Consider the following 21,225-nt stretch of genomic DNA (forward strand, 5'->3'; position numbering starts at 1 on the left):
AATAGTTACAAGTTTAAGGTTTAAGGTTTAAGGTTGTCATGGTAACTTTAAACTTTAAACGTTTAAACTTTAAACAAATAAAGATGGCGAAAGAAAAATTAGAATGCTCATTTTGCGGAAGAAAAAAACCAGACACCAATTTATTGATTGCTGGAATTGATGCGCACATATGCGATAAATGTATTGAGCAGGCACATGGAATTGTTTTAGAAGAATTGAAATCAAGTGGAAGTTCAAAATTAGTTGGGGATCTTATTTTAAAGAAACCAAAAGAAATTAGAGCGTTCTTAGATCAATATGTAATCGGACAAGATCAAACTAAAAAAGTAATGTCAGTTGCAGTTTACAATCACTACAAACGTTTAATGCAACAGCAACTAGACGATGAGGTAGAGATTGAAAAAAGCAACATCATCATGGTGGGACAAACCGGAACAGGAAAAACATTAGTAGCTAAAACCATTGCTAAAATGCTTGATGTTCCTTTAGCAATTGTGGATGCAACTGTATTGACAGAAGCGGGTTATGTAGGGGAAGACGTAGAGAGTATTTTGACACGTTTGCTTCAAGCAGCTGATTATGATGTTGCCAAAGCAGAACGTGGAATCGTTTTTATTGATGAAATAGACAAAATCGCCCGTAAGAGCGACAACCCGTCTATTACCCGTGATGTTTCTGGAGAAGGAGTGCAACAAGCATTATTGAAACTATTAGAAGGAACGGTTGTTAATGTACCACCTAAAGGAGGACGTAAGCACCCAGACCAAAAATTTGTGGAAGTTAATACTCAAAACATCTTGTTTATAGCCGGTGGTGCTTTTGACGGAATCGAAAGAATTATTTCTAAAAGATTGAATCGTCAGGCAGTAGGGTATTCTACATCAAAAAATGTGGATAATATTGACAAAGAGAATTTATTGCAATACATCATTCCTAAAGACATCAAAGATTTTGGATTGATTCCAGAGATTATTGGTCGTTTGCCGGTATTGACTCATATGGATCCTTTAGACAGAGAAACCCTTCGTGCGATTTTGACGCAACCTAAAAATGCGTTAATCAAACAATATCAAAAGTTGTTTTTAATGGATGAGGTTGAATTTTCAATCACAGACGAAGCATTAGATTTTATTGTTGATAAAGCATTAGAATATAAATTAGGAGCTCGTGGATTGCGTTCATTATGTGAGGCAGTCTTAACGGATGCTATGTATGAATTACCAAGTTCTGATACTAAAGTATTAGAAATTGATAAGGACTATGCAATAGAAACTCTAAATAAGAATTTATTGAAGCGATTAGAAATAGCATCATAGAAATTGCGTTTTTCTCAAAAACAATAGCCCGTTCATTCAATTGAGCGGGTTTTTTTGTGGGTAATTTGAACTATTTGTTATTGTTTGAAAAAAGCAAGGCGATTCTTTTTTATAAACAAATAGATTGCCGATTTTTGTTGCTTCTAAATCAATAAGGATCAAATGGCAACAGAAGACAAAGAGATTATTTTATTAAAAGTTTCTGGACAGGATAAACCAGGTGTTACAGCTGGCTTAACGGCAGTGTTAGCTACCTATAATGCGATTGTTCTAGACATCGGACAGGCAGATATTCACGAAACACTGTCTTTGGGGATTTTGTTCGAAATTGAAGCGGGTTCTACTTCTGCTCCCGTCTTAAAAGACTTGTTGTTTAAGGGATATGAATTAGGGATTAAGGTTAAATTTGTTCCCATTTCTATTGATGATTACGAGAGTTGGGTAAAAACGCAGTCCAAACAACGGTATATCATTAACATTCTAGGAGAAACATTAGCTGCTAAGCAAATAGCTGCAGTGACTAAAATAATGTCCGACCAGCATTTGAATATTGATTCAATAAAAAGATTAACCAGTAGAGCCTCTATTCTTGTTAAAGAAGAATATCCTCGTTCTTGTGTGCAGTTATCTGTGTCAGGTATTATGGAAAACAAGACTTTAATGACGGCCAGTTTTATGGAAATTTCCAGGTCTATGGATGTGGATATTTCTTTTCAAGAGGACAATATGTTTAGAAGAAACAGACGTTTAGTTTGCTTTGATATGGACTCGACTCTAATCCAAACAGAGGTTATTGATGAATTAGCTGATTTAGCGGGTGTAGGAGAGCAGGTAAGAGCCATCACAGAAGCGGCGATGAATGGCGAAATTGATTTTAAAGAAAGCTTTAAACAACGCATGGCTTTGTTAGAAGGTTTAAGCGAAGAAGTACTGCAAGGTGTGGCCGAAAATTTGCCCATTACAAAAGGAGCACACCGCTTGATGAAAGCCTTAAAATATTACGGTTATAAAACGGCTATTTTATCAGGAGGGTTTACCTTCTTTGGTAAATACCTGCAAAAAGAATTGGGAATTGACTACGTTCATGCTAATGAATTGGAAATTATAGATGGTAAATTGACAGGTAAGTATCTGGGCGAAATAGTAGATGGCGCAAAGAAAGCCGAATACTTGAGAGCAATCGCTGAAAAAGAAGGCATCCACATCAACCAAACAATTGCTGTAGGGGATGGAGCAAACGATTTACCGATGTTGAATTTAGCCGGTTTAGGAATTGCTTTTCATGCAAAGTTGACCGTAAAAGAAAGCGCAGAAAGTTCTATTTCTAGCTTAGGCTTAGACGGTGTTTTATACTTATTAGGATACCATGACAGACATATTGATATGATGGAGATGTAAATAATAGGTAGCATTCTAATGGTAATAAGTGTGTTGATCGTGCAAAAGGAATATCAAAATAAAATGTACTGAAGCAATCATAACTACATAGTTTTACAAACAGAAAATCACTCGACTTGAGTGGTTTTCTTGTTTTTAGTTTTGTATTTCTTGGCGTACATTACTTGTACGAGAGGCTATTAAACTAGCGAACTACATGGTTTTTTTTCTCGAAGAGAAAAAAGCAATTCATTAAGCCTCTTCATTCATTAGACCAAGCTTATCTAGTAGCCAGAAGATTAATGACAACAGCACACCAACAATGGCTGCAAAAGCCATCCCTTTAAGCTGAACAGTTCCAAGTGTTATTCTGGCGCCACTGACACCTACAATAAATGTAATAGCACCCAATACCATATTTCTACTTTTGCTAAAGTCGACTTTTTGCTCTACAAACATTCTGAAACCCTGTACTGCAATTACGCCATACAGCAACATAGTGATTCCGCCCATTACTGGAATTGGAATGGAGGATATGGCCGCAGAAATTTTTCCGACAACCGAAAAAGCAATTGCTAAAAGAGCCGCCCCGCGAATAACCCAAACAGAATACACGCCAGTGATCGCCATTACACCTATGTTTTCACCATAAGTAGTATTGGGCGGCGAACCAGCCATACCAGATAAAATATTACTGATTCCATCACCGAGTAACGAGCGGTGTAGTCCTGGGTTTTCCATTAAATCAGTATTAGTGATTTTTCCAGTGACTATCAAATGACTAATGTGTTCGGCTAAAACCACAATACACGCGGGAGCAATAATAATGATTGCATTTATATCATAAACCGGAGCCTGAAATGTAGGTAGGGCAAACCAAGCTGCATCACTGATTTTGGTGGTATCCACAACTCCCATGAAGAGAGCAAGAAAATAGCCTGCAACCACGGCAAAGAGAATTGGAATCACCTGCATAAATCCTCTGAACAATACAGTTCCTATAATCCCAATACCCAAAGTAAACATCGAAACCAGTATCACAGTACTGTCAGATACAAAAGGAGCAACAACGCTGCCTACATCTGTAGGCCAAGGGGCAAGTCCCGCTTGTTGTGCTGCAACGGGAGCTAATTCCAAACCAATGATTGCAACGACTGCGCCCATTACTGCTGGTGGCATTACTACATCAATCCATTTTATTCCCCATTTTTTCACAACAAAGGAGATTGCAACAAAGAACAATCCGAAAAATATAAATCCAGATTGAGCATGCCCAAAACCACCATAGCTACTAATGATCAGTGAAGCGGGTGCGATAAAGGCAAAACTTGATCCTAAATAAGCGGGAATGCCACCTTTGGTTACCCATGTATAGATTAAAGTCCCAATTCCGTTCATCAATAGGGCAATAGCGGGGTCGACACCCAATAAAATAGGAACTAATATTGTTGCGCCAAACATGGCGGTAAGATGCTGAAAACTGAGAGGTATGCTTTCCAGTATAGAAGGTTTTTCGTGAATACCAATAATTTTTTTGGCCATTGCTATAGTATTTAAAAGATAAGATTTTAGAGTTCTTCTGCTTCGAGAAATCTTTTCAACGGGATATTAAAGTTGCAAACTTAGTCTATTTTTTACTTTTTTACGATTGCATGAAAATGAAGAATAGCAGATCGATTTAGTTTGTCAGTTTGGCGTATTTGTCAGTGTTTGTTTTTGAATATTTTCTTCATAAAAAGAGGTTGTAAAATGAAAAATTCCCGTGTCATTTTATAACGACACGGGAATTCTTTGTTTATGCTATTTTTAGTTTGTGTTATTATCCGACATCTTTAATCGATACGCTCTTTTCAGGCTGCACCCATTCTAATTGTTGTGAATTCTTGCAAATTCCGCGTGCTCCACAACCCATGCGGTGCGGTCCGCAGGAACTGAGGAGAAGTAGTGCTGTTAAGATGTAAAATAATTTTCTCATCATTCTTTAGCATAATATTTTAACCTGCATCTCTTTCAATTTTTCTAAATAATCTCTTTGATTGGATAATCTCGGAATTTTATGTTGGCCGCCTAGTTTGTCCCGACCTTTCAGCCAGTCGTAAAACAAATTCTTGCGAGCTACATTAATAATTAACGGATTTAAAGTCATGTTATTGAGACGTTTGGCCTCGTAATCAGAATTTAAGTTTTGTAATGTTTCGTCTAATATATTTCGGAAAGTGTCAATGCATTTTGGAGTTTCTTTAAATTCAATCATCCATTCATGTGCTCCTTTTTCTTTGTCAATCATGAAAACTGGGGCAACGGTATAATCTACGACTTCGTTCTGGGTCATTTTACAAGCTTTGGCAATAGCCATATCTGTATTTTCGACCATTAATTCTTCTCCAAACACGTTGATGTGGTGCTTCGTTCTTCCTGTTACTCGAATGCGGTAGGGACTTAAAGAAGTGAAACGAACGGTGTCGCCAATCAGATAGCGCCATAAACCAGAATTAGTCGTGATGACGATTGCGTAATTTTTAAAAATTTCTACATCGGCTAAACGAACCACCTTTTGATCCGGTGTTCCAAAAGTATCCATTGGGATAAACTCATAAAAGATACCGTAATCGAGCATTAACAATAAATCACTAGAATTGTTGAGGTCCTGAATGGCAAAAAATCCTTCGGAAGCATTGTATATTTCGTAATATTTAAAATCTTTTTTAGGGAGTATTTTTCTATATTGTTCGCGGTAAGGTTCAAAATTCACACCGCCATGGAAATAGACTTCCAGGTTAGGCCAAATTTCAAGTAAATTTCCTTTTCCGGTTTCCTCGAGCATTTTATTCATTAAAACGAGCATCCAGGAAGGAACACCAGCAAAACTGGTTACATTTTCTTTTTTAGTTTCATTAATAATAGCGGCAATTTTTGATTCCCAATCACTCATAAGTGAAATCTTATTGCTTGGTGTGCTACTAAATTCAGCCCAAATAGGCATGTTCTCAATCAGAATAGCAGATAAATCTCCAAAGAAGGAATTGTTGTCCTCATATATTTGAGAGCTACCTCCTAAGCGAAGACTTTTCCCCGTAAAGAGTTCGGAGTTTTCATTATTGTTCAAATACATGCACAACAAATCTTTGCTTCCTTTATAATGACAATCTTCTAAGGCCTCCGGGCTTACTGGAATAAATTTGCTTTTGGCATTAGTCGTTCCGCTTGATTTTGCAAACCATTTTATAGGAGTTTCCCAAAACAGATTTTGTTCACCGCCACGGGTGCGTTCGATCAAGGGTTGGAATTCTTCGTACGTACTAATCGGAATCCTTTCGGCAAAAGTAGCATAGGAATTTATGGAAGCATAGTCATACCCCTTACCTAGTTCCGTATTTTTTGCAGATTGAATTAAATTCATAAGCAACTCATTCTGAACCTCATTAGGGTATTTCAGAAAAAGTTCGATCTGATGGATTCGTTGTTTTAGAACCCATGAGGCAAATGAATTTATTAATTGAATTGGCATTTTTAAAGGTTGAGTTTTAGGATTGGCTTTTTAGAATTTGCATTTGAATATCAAATAACAAATACTAACTTTACAACATTATCAAAAATAGTAAAAATTTATAGAATTCCTAGCGATTGCCCATCATTTCGGGCTATGAAATAGGCAGTTCTAAGAAAAACTATCTATAAAAGATAAAATTTATAATCCACAATCAAACCTATGCAATACGAAGGAGTACTTACTAAAATGCAAACTGAATTTGGGAACCCAATTCAATATTATTTAGTTTTTGAAGATAGTTTTCTAAATGTGAATCAATTATTGGATAAAAACCTTGAAATTAATTTTGTAGGCTATCAATGTTTGAATTGTAAAAAGAAGAAAAAGATATTCCGTCAGGGATTTTGTTACGACTGTTTTTATTCAAGTGCGGCAGTGGGGGATTGGATTATGAAACCGGAGTTGAGTACTGCTCATCTTGGGATACAGGACAGAGATTTAGCTTATGAGGAAAAAGTGCAGCTGCAGCCTCATATTGTGTATTTAGCCCTGTCAAGCGAAGTGAAAGTAGGGGTGACTAGAAAAACGCAAATGCCTACGCGATGGATTGATCAAGGAGCAAATGAAGCCATTTCTATTGTAGAAGTGCCTAATCGTTATTTAGCCGGAATTACTGAGGTAGCGCTAAAAAATCACTATGCTGATAAAACCAACTGGCGTAAGATGCTAACTAATAATGTCGAACATGTTGATTTAGTAGCCGAAAGATTAAAATTGGAAAACCTTATTCCTGATGAGGCCAAAGAGTATTTCTTTTTGAATAAAAACGACTTGTACGAGATGCATTATCCTGTTCTTGAATACCCAACGAAAGTAAAAAGCTTGAGTCTAGAAAAAACCCCAAGTTTTCAAGGGAAGCTAACTGGAATTAAAGGACAGTACTTAATTTTTGAGGACGAAACAGTATTTAATGTTCGCAGTTCTGAGGGGTATGTAGTCCAGATTGCAGTATGATAAAGTAGGCTTTGGCGTGACCTTATTGAAAAAATAAGAAAAATATTTTTTCAATAAGGTCGGGCTATATGCTATATCTTTTATTCCATTTCATTTCATAAAAGGATGCCGCTTTTATCCCTCACGCGAGACAAGAACTAGTTTTACTTTCCCAGTTTCAAAATGAGAGCCCGTACTTATTTATGAGAGTAGTATAGGTGCGATAGTAGGTGTCAGTTAAACGGGAGTAAAAAAGATAAAAATTAAACTGGCTTTTGATATAAATAAAAAGGAGTACTCACTACCAGTTTGTGAGTACTCCTTTTATATTTCACCGAAATAAACCTTGAAATTTATGGGGTCGTTGTGGGTTCTGCAGGTTTTGGTTCCGCAGCTTTCTTTTTCTTAAACAAACCATTGATTAAATCTGAGGCTTTAGCTTTTACCTCTTCCTTAGCCTGAGTTTTTGCTTCCTCTTTAGTAGTAGGAATCGCAGATGTTGCTGTTTTAGTAGTATCAGCAGTTTTTTTATTTTTATTGATTAAATCAGTCAAAGCTGATGTGCCTTGTTTTACTAATCGCTCTTTTTGCTGTTGCACTAATTGATTCGTCAGATTAGTTACGGCAGTTTTAATATCAGTAGAGATTTTTGGATTAGTAAAATTTCCGGTCAAGGAAGCATTAATTGGAATGTTTTCTAATTTAGCTGCTTCTGCAGGAGTCAGTCTTGCAATCAATTCATTGGCTTCCGTCCCTAAATATTTAGCAGGCACATCAAATTTGATATTATAGTTCATACTTTGGTCAAATCCATGTGTTCCTCCAATAGTCGCTTTAATATCTTTGTAATTGATGTTAAAAGGTTTTACGCTTACCATACCATCCTTAAAAGTAACGGCTGCTTTCAGATTGTTTAAATTGATTTTACTTGCGTCGATGAATTTTAAATTAGAGCCTAACGCAGTCAATAAAGTGGAGTTGGTAGAATTTAGAGTTGTTGATAATAGTTGTCCTAATAAATCGCCAGTTAATGTTGTTAAATCAGGTTTCATCGCGGTGGCGTCAAGATTTCCGTTCAGTTTGATTGTTGAATTTAATTTCCCGTTTACAATTCCTGCTATTGGAGCTAATTTTTTCAATAAATCTAACTGCGTAAATGATTGTGCGATATCCACTTGTTTCAGCGAAAGATCCATGTTGAAAGTAGGTACTTTTTCTTTTGTAGAAACTGCTCCGTTCAAGCCAATGGTTCCATCAAAAATAGAGGTTTTTATGTTTTCCATTGTTAATTTCTGGTCCTTTACAATTAGTTTTCCAGACACGTCTTTCAATGTTAAGTTGTCATACAGTACCGTATTTGCTTTGGCGGTAAGCGAGGCGTTTAAAAAGGCAGGGATTTTCATCGCTTCTGTTTTCGTATCCGTTTTACCCGCTTCTGCTGTAGTCATAAAATCGCTAACGGCTAACTGATTTGAATTCAGATTGAAATTTCCTTTCAGTTCTTGGTTCTTAAAAATAAAGCCGTAAAAATTTTCTAAAATCCCAGTAACACTTAAATCACTCTTTCCTGTTGTAGCGTTAAATTGTTTTAAATTTACCTGACTTGGATTAAACTGAATCAGAGCGTTGCTGATGTTCATTGTTTTTCCGTTTTCGTCGGCATATTTAAAATCAGACAAACTCATGGTACCAGCATTATTGATTTTTTCATATTGGCTTTTCTCCACAGATTGCATGTCAAACTTAGTAGTTACATCTGCTTTTAAAATTCCGGTTAACGGTTTTTCTAATTTTATAGGATAAGCTTTAGACACATTAGCTAAATTGATTGTTCCCTTTAAGACAGCATCAATAAGTGCATTTTCAGTGATGTTTCTAATGTTTGCTTTAGCATTAAAAACATCTTGGTCTATTCTAAAAGAGAGTTTGTCAAGATTGATGTAGGTATCATTCAAAATACCTGTTTCATTTATAATTTTACTAGAAATTATTATATTTTGAATTGACTTTGGTAAATCAGGATATTGAACCGAAGCATTGTTGGAGGCAATATCGATATTGAATTTTGGTACCGTTGTATCACTATACAATCCTTTTGCAAAACCAGCCACGGTAAAATCACCTGTTGTTTTTACATTATCTAAATTGGCTGCATAAACAGCGGGGATAATTCCAAGGAAATTTTTAAAGGATGATGTAGGTGTTTTAAATTTTAAATCATATTCCTGACCGGCATCAACGAGTTGAATAAATCCATCAAATTCTAAAGGCAATTGATTGATTAATGCTTTGTTCTCTTTAAAAGTATATTTGCTTTTTGCTAAATCGATTCCTAAAACGGCATCTAATGTCAGGGGTACATTTTTCATGTAGTTGACCTTATCCATGTCAAGGGTGATTTTTGCAGTTGATTTTGTAACCAAATCTAATTTTGATGCTGCAAAATCGCCAGTTCCTTCATGGTTTATACTGTCAATTACCATTTTTATTTTAGAACTTTCGTCAAAGTACTTGAACTTGAAATTCTCGATTTCATACTTTTTAATGTTTAATGTCAAAGGCTTACTCGCGGCATTGCTTTCTTCGCTTTTTAAAGCAATTTCATAATTTCCTATTCCGTCTTTATTGAAGAGAATGTTTATCATACCATTTTTTGTGGCTATTCCTTGAATATCCATGGCTTCATCTTTTCCTTTAAAAAGTTCCTTAATAGACATCTTTAAATCTATTTCTCCTATTGACACAAGTGTATCACCTTCAAACGGGGCTTTATTGATAATGTTCAACTTGTATAAAGTAACATTCGCGTTGGGAAAATTTTTAAACAGACTTAAATCAGCATCTTCAAAACTAACTTTAGCATCTACTTTTTTGTTTATTGCCTCTGTGATTTTAGCTTTTATTTGATCTTTGAAAAAATAAGGAACTGCAAATAAGGTTACCGCAAGCAGAATGAGTATACTTCCGATTATTTTTAAAATTTTACTTAGCATATGTTTTTAGGTGTTTTATTGATAGCTTCGACAGCAAATATGTTGCCGTAATTTATTTACAAAAATAGCATTTTATGAATTAGTCATACTCTAAAGTTTTCATAAATAATGTTTTGCTTAATTTTCACTATAAAAAGATTAACGAATTCCTTGAAAATAATAATTTGGAAAAGCATAAAAAAATCCGTTTGAAAAGAGATCAAACGGATTTAATAGTAATTTATTAATCTAATTTTTATTGGACTAGATTAAATAGGTAAACGGTATAACTTTTAAAAGGTATCCGTACTTTATTGAATGTTTATTTCAAAAGGCATTGCCATTTGTACTCCTTTTTGAGATTTTATCTTTTTTATTTCTTGTAATATTTTATAGTTTTCTTCTCCTATTTCCTCTTTTATAAGGTTTGCTTTCGATTCTGAAAAAGGTAAATTAGCTAAAAGATCATTTAAATCTTTTTTGTATTCAGGATAGTTTTGTGTTTTGTAGGTTTTTATTTTTGCTAGAGTTGCTGCTTCGTGTATCGCATCGTTAAGACTTCCAATTTTATCAACAAGACCAAGCTTGATAGCTTCTGATCCTGCCCAAACTCTTCCTTGAGCAATTGAATCCACTTGTGCGAAAGTCATTTTTCGTCCTTCAGCAACATGAGTAACAAACGTTTTGTAGATGTGCTCTACACCTTCTAGAGTCACTGCTTTAAACTTATCGTCCAATGGTACAAACGGGCTATATTGTGCCGAATTTTCATGTGTAGTCACCTGCTGTGTGTGGATGCCAAGTTTAGTAGTTAACTGGCTGAAATTAGGTAATATTCCAAAAACACCAATAGAACCAGTAATAGTATTGTTTTGAGCAAAAATAGTATTGGCGTTACAAGCAATGTAATATCCACCTGAAGCGGCATAATTACCCATAGAAACAACTATAGGTTTTACTTTTTTAGTCAGTTCTATTTCTCTCCAAATTAGATCTGATGTAAGTGCACTTCCTCCAGGGCTGTCAATACGAAGTACAATAGCTTTTATATCTTTGTTTTTTCTAGCTTCCTGCAAAGAGCGGCGCATCGAACCTTCTCCTATGGTGTTGATATCTCCTTCTCCACTTTGAATTTCTCCTTGTGCATAGATAATAGCAATTTGATTTTCTGAATCTATACTTACGCCAGTAGTAGTCATCTTTTTTGTGTATTCAAAGATGCTGACTTTGTTGTAGTCTTCATCTTTTTTTACTTTTAATGCTTTTCTGATGGCGTCGTGGTACACATCTTCGTAGGCAATAATGTCTACTAGTTTTTGCTCTTTTGCCATTTCTGGAGTTCGAGCTAAAAGACCATTTGCAATTTCATTCAATTTTTCAACTGAGATATTTCTGCTTTTCGAAATGTCAGCTGTTACTGAATTCCAAACTGAATTTAATAGGGCCGTAACTTGTTCTCTATTGGCATCACTCATTTGATTCTCAAGGAAAGGTTCTACAGCGCTTTTGTATTTTCCGTGACGTATCACTTCCATTTTCACTCCAGTTTTTTCTTGAAAATCTTTGAAAAACATCAGTTCAGCAGATAATCCTTTAAAATCCATATCACCTACTGGGTTTATATAGATAGGACTTGCTACTGAGTTCAGGTAGTATTCTTTTTGAGTATAGGAATTGGCATAAGCCATTACAAACTTCCCTGACTTTTTAAAACTTTCTAACTCATCCCTCAAAGCTTTGCTTTGCGCCATTCCTAAAGAAGATTGGTTATTTAAGATAGATATACCTTTAATATCATCGTCTGTTTTAGCTTCTTCGATCGCTTTGATAACATCACTAAGTCCAACGCTTTTTTTATCTGCAAAAATAGTGATCCACGGATCTTCGTATTTTCCAGCATAGTCGTACTTTATATCTTCGAGGTTTAATTCGATTACAGAATTATTTTTAACTTTTATCGTTTCGGAGTCACCACCAAAGACTGCCCCGATAATTAGTATTCCAAAAAAGAACAGCATGAAAAAAATAAATAGACCAATAATGGTCGCCAATACATTTCCTAAAAACTTCATAATTATATTTTTACATATTAGTAGTAAAAAATGTGAATTGTTACAGATTTACATTTGCAAAAACTGAAATTACCACTTATACTTTGTGCAAATATATCGCTAATTCTAAAATTGTTTTAGTTAATTTGTGCCTAATATGAAATCACAACATCAAGTTATTTTATCTATAGGCAGTAATCAAGGGAATCGACTTGAAAACGTGAAGCAGTGTATAGAATTGATCCATCAGGAAATTGGTACGGTAATTAAAGTTTCCAAAATATATGAAACTCCCGCTTGGGGCTTTGATAGTGATGCCTTCTATAATTGTGCGTTAGTTTTACACACTTTTACTTCGGCCCATAAGATTCTTACTCAAGCCTTAAAGATTGAAAAGAAATTAGGACGTATTCGCAGTAATAAAAAAGGGTATCAATCTCGAATTATCGACATTGATCTAATTGCGTTTGATGAAGAAATAATTGATTCTGAGAAGTTGAAGATTCCTCATCCATTGATGCAAGATAGAAAATTTGTGTTGTTACCTATTCAAGATTTAAATTTGGATTGGAAGCATCCACTCTTGAAAAAGAACATATCAGAGTTATTAGAGGTTTCTTCAGATCAGAGTGTGTGTGGAACTATCGAAACAGTAGAAAGTCCGTTGCAAAATATTGCTTTAGAGCAATTTAATTATGTTGCTCTGGAAGGAAATATTGGAGCAGGGAAAACAACTTTAGCAACAAAAATTGCCGAAGACTTCAATGCAAAAACGGTATTGGAGCGCTTTGCTGACAATCCTTTTCTGCCAAAGTTCTATAAAGATCAAAATAGATATGCTTTTCCGCTTGAGATGTCTTTTCTAGCCGACAGATATCAGCAATTATCAGATGATTTAGCGCAGTTTGATTTGTTTAAAGATTTTTTAGTTGCAGATTATCATATTTTTAAATCTTTAATTTTTGCTAAAATAACGTTAGCAGAAGATGAATACAGGCTGTATCGAAATCTTTTTGATATTGTTTACAGAGAAATGCCTAAACCAGATTTGTATATTTATTTGTACCAAAACTCAGAACGACTTTTGCAGAACATAAAGAAAAGGGGCAGAAGCTACGAACAAAAAATCCCTGCTGATTATTTGGACAAGATCAATAGTGGCTATCTTGATTATATTAAATCGCAAACAGATTTGAATGTTTTAATTATTGATGTTTCCAACAAAGATTTCGTGAAAAACCAAGAAGATTATCTTTATATTTTAGAAGAAATCAGGAAGAAAATCGAAGGATAATTTATCTTTTTAATGTAAAATGACCTCGTATTTCTGGCTTGGTATTGTCTAGTTTTAAACGGTACCAATAATCATCTGCAGGTAAATTTTTACTGTTGTATTTTCCATCCCAACTATAATTAGAAAAGTTTAGTTCTATAATTAACTTACCATATCGGTCAAAAATTTGAGCGATTGAATTAGGGTAATCCACCATTTCCTTTATTGTCCATACATCATTGAAGCCGTCATTATTTGGGGTGAAAAATTCAGGGATAGTAAAGATTATGAATTGTTGCGTTACTATATTGCAACCATTATTTTCTCTTACAAAAGCCGTGTGTTGGCCAGTTGGAATATAAGAAAATTGATTTAAAGCTTGAAAATCTGTGCTGTTAATCGAGTATTCAAAATAGTCTTCAGGGTTTTCGAGTTCTATTACGATTGAATTTTCATTTACAGCAATTGAACTGATAATAGGTTGTGGATGTTCGATTACACTAATGTCTTTTTTGGATTCACAAGAAATAATCGTGGGTGAACTAATTGTCACGCTATGATTCCCTATTGTAGAAGCAACAATAGTCTGAGTAGTTTCGCCTCCTGGGGACCATAGATAGATCATGTTTGGTATTGAAGCGTCTAATGTCGTAGTTTCTCCTTGGCATAAAATCACTTCCTCGGTAATTGTATTTATAGGGAATACTGTTGCTGTGACTGGAGTTCTGTTGCTTTTGCAACCATTTGAAACGGCCTCGGCATAATAGGTTGTTGATGTGTTTAAGGCTAGGGTTGTAAATGAATTTCCAGTAAATATTGGTGAACCTCCGATAGCAACATCAAACCAATTTACATTTCCAGTAGAAGGATTAGCTTCAAGAATTACTGATCCTGAACCACAACGAGATGATGCAGTTGTTGCTGTAATTGTGGGAGAATTATTAACTGTAGCTGTAATGGCAGTTCGTGATAAGCTTGTACAACCGTCAGCAATGGCTTCAGCGTAATAGGTTGTAGTGGTCGAGATGCTTGGAGTTGTGAATGTTGATCCAGTGGCTAAAATACTTCCTCCGGTGGAAACGTTATACCAATTGATTGTACCTGCTGAAGCTGTCGCTGCTAAAGTCGCAGTTCCAGAATTACAAACGGAACCTAGAGTTGTGGCTGAAATTGTTGGAGGTGATTTTATAGTTGCAATAACTTCTGTTCTAAGGTTGCTTGGACAATTCCCATCTGTGGCATCTACGTAATAAGAGGTTGTTGTAGATAGAATTGGAGTTGTGTAACTGTTTGCTGTTGCTAAAGAAGTTCCGCCAGTTGCATTTGCGTACCAGTTTATTACTCCGTTTGAAGCAGTTGCTTGAAGAGTGACAGTTCCAGATCCGCATCGAGAGTCTGGGGTTGAACTTGTTACTTTAGGGATTGTTATCGTAGTAGATGCTGCTATGTATAAAATAGGGTCTCCGGGCATTCCGCCATATTCAACGATATACCCCTGGGGTTGGTAATTTCCTGAAGGCTCACCAGTGTTCGATAAATCATTCCAAGAACCTAGAATTCCAACTCCGGGAGCTGTAATGTGTGCGTAATCTTCATTTCCTAAATTGTTGGGTTCATTAGTTTTGGTATTCCAAAAAGTAAATTGATTTGGCGGTGCTGAACCATTTGCTGCGCCGTTCCAAAAGACTGTCCCTGTTCCTCCGTTAGCTAAACCTTCAGGACCTGTCACCCATTTCCACACGCCTTCAGTTGTAGCGTCGCTTCCGCCAATCCATCCGGCTCCTGCGGCTTGTTCCCCAGAAATCTTGGCTTCGTCTGCTGCAGTTATAGTAGCTAAGTATCCTTGTAAGCCGTAATAGTTACTTGCTTCTGCTTCTGCTTTAGCATTGGTCCATGTAATTCCTAAATTAGAGAAATATTGATAATAATGACCATTTGATGGTAAATAATTAGCCTCACCAATACTTATTGAAAAGTCGCGAATACCAGATGGCGAATTATTAGAGTTATTAAATACTACGTCTTTAATGGCAGCGATAAATTCAACATAGGGAACTTGTGTGTTGGTTAAAGGACTCGATAATTTTAATTTTCCTTCGCTGGCAATCCAACTTGCGTTTATATTGGGGTGAAGGGAAGGGTTGGAGAGCGTTAGTAGATCTTGTCCGTTGACATAGCCATTAGAAATTTGAATGTAAATGGCATCGGTACTTGTATCATCAGGATCTGTTATGGTTACTGCGGTAGCTATTTTTAGTGATGATTGTGGGCAGTAAACTTGATTGCCGGTTGCTGTAATTATGGGGGCGACGTTGGCTTGACAAGTTGCAGAAAAACGTGAAGTTAAATCTTTAAAAACAGTATAACTGGCATTATAATAAGCTACATTGTCAACTAAAATACAAGATAAATCGGGGTTTAAAGTGGAATCAAGAGCTAAATCATTTCCGTTTTTTAAGTTTAGTGTTGTAAGTTTATTGTTCTTACAGTCTAACCGTGTAAGTTGGGTATTTTTAGAAACGTCTAGATTTGTTAATTGATTTTGTTTGCAGCTTATATATGTTAATTTAATATTCTTAGAAACATCTAGAGTTTTTAAATTGTTTTGATCGCATTTTAAAACTTGTAGATTGACATTTTTAGAAAGGTTTAAATTATTAAATTGATTTCCTATGCTGGTGGCGAGATAAATCAAACTCGTAAAACTTTCTATGCCTGGTAAGTCAGTAATGTTAGCAAATTGAAGATTTATACTTGAAACTCCACTCACATTAGCCGTAAGTACTCTTCCGTCAATTGCACCGCTATCTATACCTAAGTTAATCAATGCTTGCTCAAAATTGGTGTCAGGAAGTGTTGTGTATTGAGCTTGCAAGGCAATTGTAGTAAGTAGGATAAAAAGTAAGAATAGCTTTTTCATGAAAATAATAATAATTGGCAAAATAATGATAATCAATGAAATTATATTATTATGAGCCAATTATTTATGTTTCTTATTTTGAGGGCCAATTCATTTTAGAAAATAAATCCCAAACTACGATCCCTGCGCTTACGGAGATGTTTAAAGAATGTTTAGTACCAAGTTGGGGAATTTCGATACATCCGTCACATAATGCAACAGCTTCTTGAGAGACACCATGAACTTCATTTCCAAAAACCAAAGCATATTTTTTGTTTTTCTCGACTTTGAAATCCTGAAGAAAAATAGCGCTTTCTACTTGCTCGATTGCGAGTGTGGTAACGTCTTCTTTTTTTAAGTTTTCGATTACTTCAAGAACATTTTGGTTGTGTTCCCAAGTTACCGTTTCAGTTGCTCCAAGTGCTGTTTTGTGAATTTCTTTATTTGGGGGTGTTGCAGTGATACCACACAAATATATTTTTTCGATTAAAAAGGCATCGGCAGTTCTAAATACAGAGCCAATATTGTGTAAACTACGGATGTCATCTAAGATTAGAATAATAGATGTCTTTTCTGAGCTTTTAAAATCTTCAACGGATTTTCTTTCTAATTCGCTGTTTTCTAGCTTTCTCATTCTTCTTGGGAATTATTTAAATAAAAAAAAGCTTCCGGAACTATGGAAGCTTTTTTATAATGCTGTAATTAAAATTTAGCTTTTTGAAGCATCATCACCTAAAACAATACCTTTTATAGTAAGAATCTTAGTTGCTTGTCCACTAGCATTTGAAGTTACTGTCACTGTTTTAGTGAAGGCTCCAACTCTGTCAGTTGCATATTTTACACCAATAACACCTTTTGCTCCTGGAGCAATTGGCTCTTTTGGAGAAGTAGGAACAGTACAACCGCATGAACCTTGAGTATTTGTTATGATTAAAGGTTTAGTACCATTATTAGTAAAAACAAATTCGCGTTTTCCGTCTGAATTGTGAGCAACCGTTCCGTAATCAATTGTTTCTGAAACAAAAACTAACCCAGCTCCATCAACTTTGGCAACTTTTGCTTTTATTTTTTTTGTAGTTTCTTGTGCATTAGAAGTAGTTACTCCTAGAATAGTGAGCATCGCTAGTACAATTATTTTCTTCATTACTTTTTGATTTTATTATTATTAGAACAAAATTAAAGAAAAAATCATGCCAATAGCTTAATTTTTCCTTAAAAATGGTTTTAATTTTTGAAGTGATAGTTATTCGCTATAAAATATTTAAATTCGCTGTCACATTTTACATTAATTAAATACAATATAAGTTGGCATCTAAAGATAAAGAGGTTAAGGAAACACCATTAATGAAACAATATAATGAAATCAAAAGGAAGTATCCTGATGCTTGTTTGTTGTTCAGAGTAGGTGATTTTTACGAAACATTTGGAGATGATGCTGTTAGGGCTTCCAAAATATTGGGAATAACCCTGACAAAGCGTGGTGCGGGTTCTGCAACAGAGACTGCATTAGCTGGTTTTCCGCATCATTCCATCAATACGTATTTGCCAAAATTAGTAAAAGCTGGACTTCGTGTTGCTATTTGTGACCAACTTGAAGATCCTAAAATGACTAAAACCATTGTGAAAAGAGGAGTGACTGAGCTTGTGACTCCGGGAGTTTCCATGAATGATGAGGTTTTGCAATCTAAGGCAAATAATTTTTTAGCTTCCGTTTTTTTTGCCAATAAGTCAATTGGAATTTCTTTTTTAGACGTTTCCACTGGGGAGTTTCTTACTGCTCAGGGAAATGCAGAATATATAGACAAGCTATTACAGAACTTCAGTCCTAGTGAAGTTTTGATTCAAAAAAATAATAAAAATGATTTCAAGGAAAGCTTTGGGAATGACTACCACTGTTTTTATTTGGAAGATTGGATTTATAAAGAAGACTACGCATTCGAAATCCTGACCAAGCATTTTCAAACAGTGTCTTTAAAAGGATTTGGTATTGAGGATTTGAAAGAAGGAATTATAGCATCAGGTGCTATTTTATATTACCTATCTGAAACACAACATAATAGAGTGCAGCATATCACGGCAATTCAACGAATAGCTGAAGATGCTTATGTATGGATGGATCGATTTACGATTCGGAATCTGGAATTGTACCACAGTTATAATCCAAATGCGGTGACGCTGCTAGATGTTATTGATAAAACGCTTTCGCCAATGGGTGGTCGTTTACTGAAACGTTGGTTGGCATTACCTTTAAAAGACAGTAATAAAATACGAAGCCGTCACAAGGTTGTTTCTTACTTACAAGAAAATCAGGAGGTGCTGCAAAAAATGCAATACCAAATAAAGCAAATTTCCGACTTAGAGCGTTTAATTTCTAAAATAGCCGCAGGGAAAGTGTCGCCACGTGAAGTGGTTTATTTGAAGGAATCTTTAGACGCTATTATTCCTATAAAAACCTTGGCGTTAGAAAGTCCGCAAGAAGCGGTGAAGATCATTGGTGACAGTTTGCATAGCTGCGATTTATTGCGGGAAAAAATCAAAACTACCTTAAATCAAGATGCGCCGGTCGCGATCGCTAAAGGAAATGCTATTGCAAAAGGTGTTAATGCTGAATTAGATGATTTACGTGCGATTTCAACGTCTGGGAAGGAGTTTTTGGATGGAATTGAAAAAAGAGAGTCTCAATTGACAGGTATTTCTTCGTTGAAAATTTCATTTAATAATGTTTTTGGGTATTACATCGAAGTTAGAAACCTGCACAAAGATAAAGTTCCTGCGGAGTGGATTAGAAAACAAACCTTAGTAAATGCAGAGCGTTATATTACCGAGGAGTTGAAGGAATATGAAACTAAGATACTAGGTGCTGAGGAAAAAATACAAAAAATAGAGGCAGAGTTGTTTGAGCAATTAGTTGCTTGGATTGCAACGTATATAAAACCAGTTCAACTGAATGCTAATTTGGTGGCTCAGTTAGATTGTCTGTGTTCTTTTACCCAATTAGCTATTGAGAATAGATATGTTTGTCCTGAACTAGATGAAACATTCGAACTGGAAATCAAGAATGGAAGACATCCTGTTATCGAAAAACAATTGGCTGTTGGGATGCCTTATATTGCTAATGATGTATTTCTCGATCGAGAAACTCAGCAGCTGATCATGATTACGGGACCCAATATGTCTGGAAAATCAGCTATTTTACGCCAAACAGCTTTAATTGTACTCTTAGCTCAAATGGGGAGTTTTGTTCCCGCAGACAGCGTGAGAATGGGAGTAGTCGATAAAATATTCACCAGAGTGGGGGCTAGCGATAATATTTCGATGGGAGAATCTACTTTTATGGTCGAAATGAATGAAACGGCTTCGATCTTGAATAATATTTCAGACAGGAGTTTGGTGTTGTTAGATGAAATAGGAAGAGGTACGAGTACCTATGATGGAATCTCAATTGCTTGGGCAATTGCAGAATTCTTACATGAGCATCCATCTAGGCCTAAAACACTATTTGCAACGCATTATCATGAGTTAAATGAGATGAGTGAATCTTTACCTCGAATTCAGAATTATAATGTGGCGGTGAAGGAGTTAAAAGACACGGTTCTTTTTGTTAGAAAATTAGTAAAAGGAGGAAGTGCTCATAGTTTTGGAATTCATGTAGCAAAAATGGCCGGGATGCCGCAAATCGTAATTTTAAAAGCGCAAAAGCTTTTAAAGAAATTAGAGAAGAATCATTCTAGTGATATGTTGAACGGAATCAAATCTGAAAAAGATGGCTCGAGCCTGAAAGGCGAACAGGCGGAGCAAATGCAGATGAGTTTCTTTAATTTGGACGATCCTTTATTGGAAGAAATCAAAGAAGAGATTATAAATCTTGATATAAATACCGTAACTCCTGTTGAGGCTTTGATGAAACTCAATGAAATCAAGAGAATGCTTACTCGAAAATAATTTTTTTTATTTTTAAAGTTTAGGTTATCAAAACGTTAGCTTTTTTATTTAATTTTTTTCTAAAAAACGCTTGTTTAATTCAATAAATGTCCTAAATTTGCATCCGCAATACAGAACAAGTATCGCGGTTCTTTTTAAGGATTGAAAATGCGAAAATAGCTCAGTTGGTAGAGCGCGACCTTGCCAAGGTCGAGGTCGCGGGTTCGAGCCCCGTTTTTCGCTCGACACCATATAATGCTCGGATGGTGAAATTGGTAGACACGCTGGACTTAAAATCCAGTGAACAGCAATGTTCGTGCGGGTTCAAGTCCCGCTCTGAGTACTAAGAAAGCTTCAAACTATGTTTGGAGCTTTTTTTTTGTTTAAAATCGAAACCTTTTTTAGGGAGATGTTGATTTAAGGTTGTATTTTCGGTGGATTGGTTTTCTATGTGTAGTTTGTTATTGTAAAAGCTAGTTTAGTCTTTGTTTATAATGATCTGTTTTATTTCAATAATTATTTATGGCGACTTTTGTAATTAGTAAAAGATTTAGTGGTGATTATAAGTTTGAATTTACTTCCAGAAAAGGGAAGACAATTTTTACGAGTAACGCATATGAGTTGCGAATGGATTGCGAATCGGCAGCAGAACACATACGGTCGGTTTTAGAGACTTGTTCTTATGTGAAGTTTAAAACGACTAAGGGAAAGTTTTTCTTTAGGGTAGTCGTTGAAAATGTGGTAGTAGCAACAAGTAGAAAGTATAGTACAGAGTTGATGGTTCAAAAAGGGATTCTCGAGATAACTAAATATGGTCCAATCTCGGAGATATTGGATTTTTCGAATAATAATTTTGTTTTTGAAGATTGACGCAAGTTGTTTTAATAGGGGTAAAAAAGGGTCTCTGAAATAAGTATTTCAGAGACCCTTTTT

The 21,225-nt window shown here is 35.4% G+C and carries 13 protein-coding genes and 2 tRNA genes; 8 read left to right on the forward strand and 7 right to left on the reverse strand.

The features are described 5' to 3' along the window. The first annotated feature begins 83 nt into the window (after window positions 1-83). Together clpX and serB are read left to right on the forward strand one after the other, a co-directional pair. Window positions 84-1,316: an ATP-dependent Clp protease ATP-binding subunit ClpX gene (gene clpX, locus QO200_RS02065; protein WP_371535730.1), complete on the forward strand. Its 1,233-nt coding sequence runs from the start codon at window positions 84-86 to the stop codon at window positions 1,314-1,316. A 162-nt stretch (window positions 1,317-1,478) separates the two neighbouring features. Then, window positions 1,479-2,714 carry a phosphoserine phosphatase SerB gene (gene serB, locus QO200_RS02070; protein WP_371535731.1) on the forward strand — a complete coding sequence of 412 codons (1,236 nt, stop codon included), beginning with the start codon at window positions 1,479-1,481 and terminating at the stop codon, window positions 2,712-2,714. A 231-nt stretch (window positions 2,715-2,945) separates the two neighbouring features. On the opposite strand, the gene uraA is transcribed toward serB, so the two are convergent. Both uraA and QO200_RS02080 read right to left on the reverse strand, forming a co-directional pair. Beyond that, window positions 2,946-4,235: a uracil permease gene (uraA, locus tag QO200_RS02075; protein WP_371535733.1), complete on the reverse strand. Its 1,290-nt coding sequence runs from the start codon at window positions 4,233-4,235 to the stop codon at window positions 2,946-2,948. 439 nt (window positions 4,236-4,674) lie between these two features. Then, window positions 4,675-6,201 (reverse strand): GH3 auxin-responsive promoter family protein, encoded by a 1,527-nt coding sequence (locus QO200_RS02080; RefSeq protein ID WP_371535735.1) that lies wholly within the window; start codon window positions 6,199-6,201, stop codon window positions 4,675-4,677. A gap of 201 nt (window positions 6,202-6,402) precedes the next feature. Here QO200_RS02080 and QO200_RS02085 point away from each other — a divergent pair, with 201 nt between their 5' ends. After that, a complete protein-coding gene (locus QO200_RS02085) occupies window positions 6,403-7,197 on the forward strand; it encodes a DUF2797 domain-containing protein (protein ID WP_371535736.1) in 795 nt (264 codons plus the stop codon). Between the two features lie 332 nt (window positions 7,198-7,529). Here the strand turns inward: QO200_RS02085 and QO200_RS02090 are convergent, their stop codons facing one another. Further along, window positions 7,530-10,169, reverse strand: a complete 2,640-nt coding sequence (locus QO200_RS02090; protein WP_371535738.1) for an AsmA-like C-terminal region-containing protein — start codon at window positions 10,167-10,169, stop codon at window positions 7,530-7,532. 290 nt (window positions 10,170-10,459) lie between these two features. Next, entirely contained in the window at window positions 10,460-12,220 is a 1,761-nt protein-coding gene (gene sppA, locus QO200_RS02095) for a signal peptide peptidase SppA (protein ID WP_371535739.1), read from the reverse strand. A 136-nt stretch (window positions 12,221-12,356) separates the two neighbouring features. Here sppA and folK point away from each other — a divergent pair, with 136 nt between their 5' ends. Next, on the forward strand, window positions 12,357-13,493 hold the full coding sequence (gene folK, locus QO200_RS02100; RefSeq protein WP_371535742.1) for a 2-amino-4-hydroxy-6-hydroxymethyldihydropteridine diphosphokinase: 1,137 nt from the start codon (window positions 12,357-12,359) through the stop codon (window positions 13,491-13,493). A 1-nt stretch (window position 13,494) separates the two neighbouring features. Here folK and QO200_RS02105 read toward each other — a convergent pair whose 3' ends face one another. The 3 genes from QO200_RS02105 to QO200_RS02115 form a co-directional block, all read right to left on the reverse strand. Beyond that, a complete protein-coding gene (locus QO200_RS02105; protein ID WP_371535743.1) occupies window positions 13,495-16,392 on the reverse strand; it encodes a T9SS type B sorting domain-containing protein in 2,898 nt (965 codons plus the stop codon). A 73-nt stretch (window positions 16,393-16,465) separates the two neighbouring features. Then, window positions 16,466-17,005, reverse strand: a complete 540-nt coding sequence (locus tag QO200_RS02110) for an RNA methyltransferase (RefSeq protein WP_371535746.1) — start codon at window positions 17,003-17,005, stop codon at window positions 16,466-16,468. Between the two features lie 75 nt (window positions 17,006-17,080). Next, the gene (locus QO200_RS02115) at window positions 17,081-17,515 is read right to left on the reverse strand and encodes a DUF1573 domain-containing protein (protein ID WP_371535749.1); all 435 of its coding nucleotides are present in this window, start codon (window positions 17,513-17,515) and stop codon (window positions 17,081-17,083) included. A gap of 161 nt (window positions 17,516-17,676) precedes the next feature. Here QO200_RS02115 and mutS point away from each other — a divergent pair, with 161 nt between their 5' ends. The 4 genes from mutS (at window position 17,677) to QO200_RS02135 (ending at window position 21,162) form a co-directional block, all read left to right on the forward strand. Further along, window positions 17,677-20,313, forward strand: a complete 2,637-nt coding sequence (gene mutS / locus QO200_RS02120; RefSeq protein WP_371535752.1) for a DNA mismatch repair protein MutS — start codon at window positions 17,677-17,679, stop codon at window positions 20,311-20,313. Between the two features lie 149 nt (window positions 20,314-20,462). Then, window positions 20,463-20,535, forward strand: a tRNA-Gly gene (locus tag QO200_RS02125). A gap of 14 nt (window positions 20,536-20,549) precedes the next feature. After that, window positions 20,550-20,635, forward strand: a tRNA-Leu gene (locus tag QO200_RS02130). A 179-nt stretch (window positions 20,636-20,814) separates the two neighbouring features. Then, window positions 20,815-21,162: a DUF1508 domain-containing protein gene (locus QO200_RS02135; RefSeq protein WP_371535755.1), complete on the forward strand. Its 348-nt coding sequence runs from the start codon at window positions 20,815-20,817 to the stop codon at window positions 21,160-21,162. Window positions 21,163-21,225 lie beyond the last annotated feature (63 nt).

It is taken from the genome of Flavobacterium sp. Arc3 (genome assembly GCF_041431375.1).
Classification (GTDB): Bacteria; Bacteroidota; Bacteroidia; order Flavobacteriales; family Flavobacteriaceae; genus Flavobacterium.

Coding starts and splice junctions, on each gene's coding strand:
- QO200_RS02090 (WP_371535738.1), bottom strand. CDS start 10,169: ATGCTAAGTAAAATTTTAAAAATAATCGGAAGTATACTCATTCTGCTT.
- QO200_RS02110 (WP_371535746.1), bottom strand. CDS start 17,005: ATGAGAAAGCTAGAAAACAGCGAATTAGAAAGAAAATCCGTTGAAGAT.
- QO200_RS02085 (WP_371535736.1), top strand. CDS start 6,403: ATGCAATACGAAGGAGTACTTACTAAAATGCAAACTGAATTTGGGAAC.
- sppA (WP_371535739.1), bottom strand. CDS start 12,220: ATGAAGTTTTTAGGAAATGTATTGGCGACCATTATTGGTCTATTTATT.
- clpX (WP_371535730.1), top strand. CDS start 84: ATGGCGAAAGAAAAATTAGAATGCTCATTTTGCGGAAGAAAAAAACCA.
- uraA (WP_371535733.1), bottom strand. CDS start 4,235: ATGGCCAAAAAAATTATTGGTATTCACGAAAAACCTTCTATACTGGAA.
- QO200_RS02135 (WP_371535755.1), top strand. CDS start 20,815: ATGGCGACTTTTGTAATTAGTAAAAGATTTAGTGGTGATTATAAGTTT.
- folK (WP_371535742.1), top strand. CDS start 12,357: ATGAAATCACAACATCAAGTTATTTTATCTATAGGCAGTAATCAAGGG.
- QO200_RS02080 (WP_371535735.1), bottom strand. CDS start 6,201: ATGCCAATTCAATTAATAAATTCATTTGCCTCATGGGTTCTAAAACAA.
- serB (WP_371535731.1), top strand. CDS start 1,479: ATGGCAACAGAAGACAAAGAGATTATTTTATTAAAAGTTTCTGGACAG.
- QO200_RS02105 (WP_371535743.1), bottom strand. CDS start 16,392: ATGAAAAAGCTATTCTTACTTTTTATCCTACTTACTACAATTGCCTTG.
- QO200_RS02115 (WP_371535749.1), bottom strand. CDS start 17,515: ATGAAGAAAATAATTGTACTAGCGATGCTCACTATTCTAGGAGTAACT.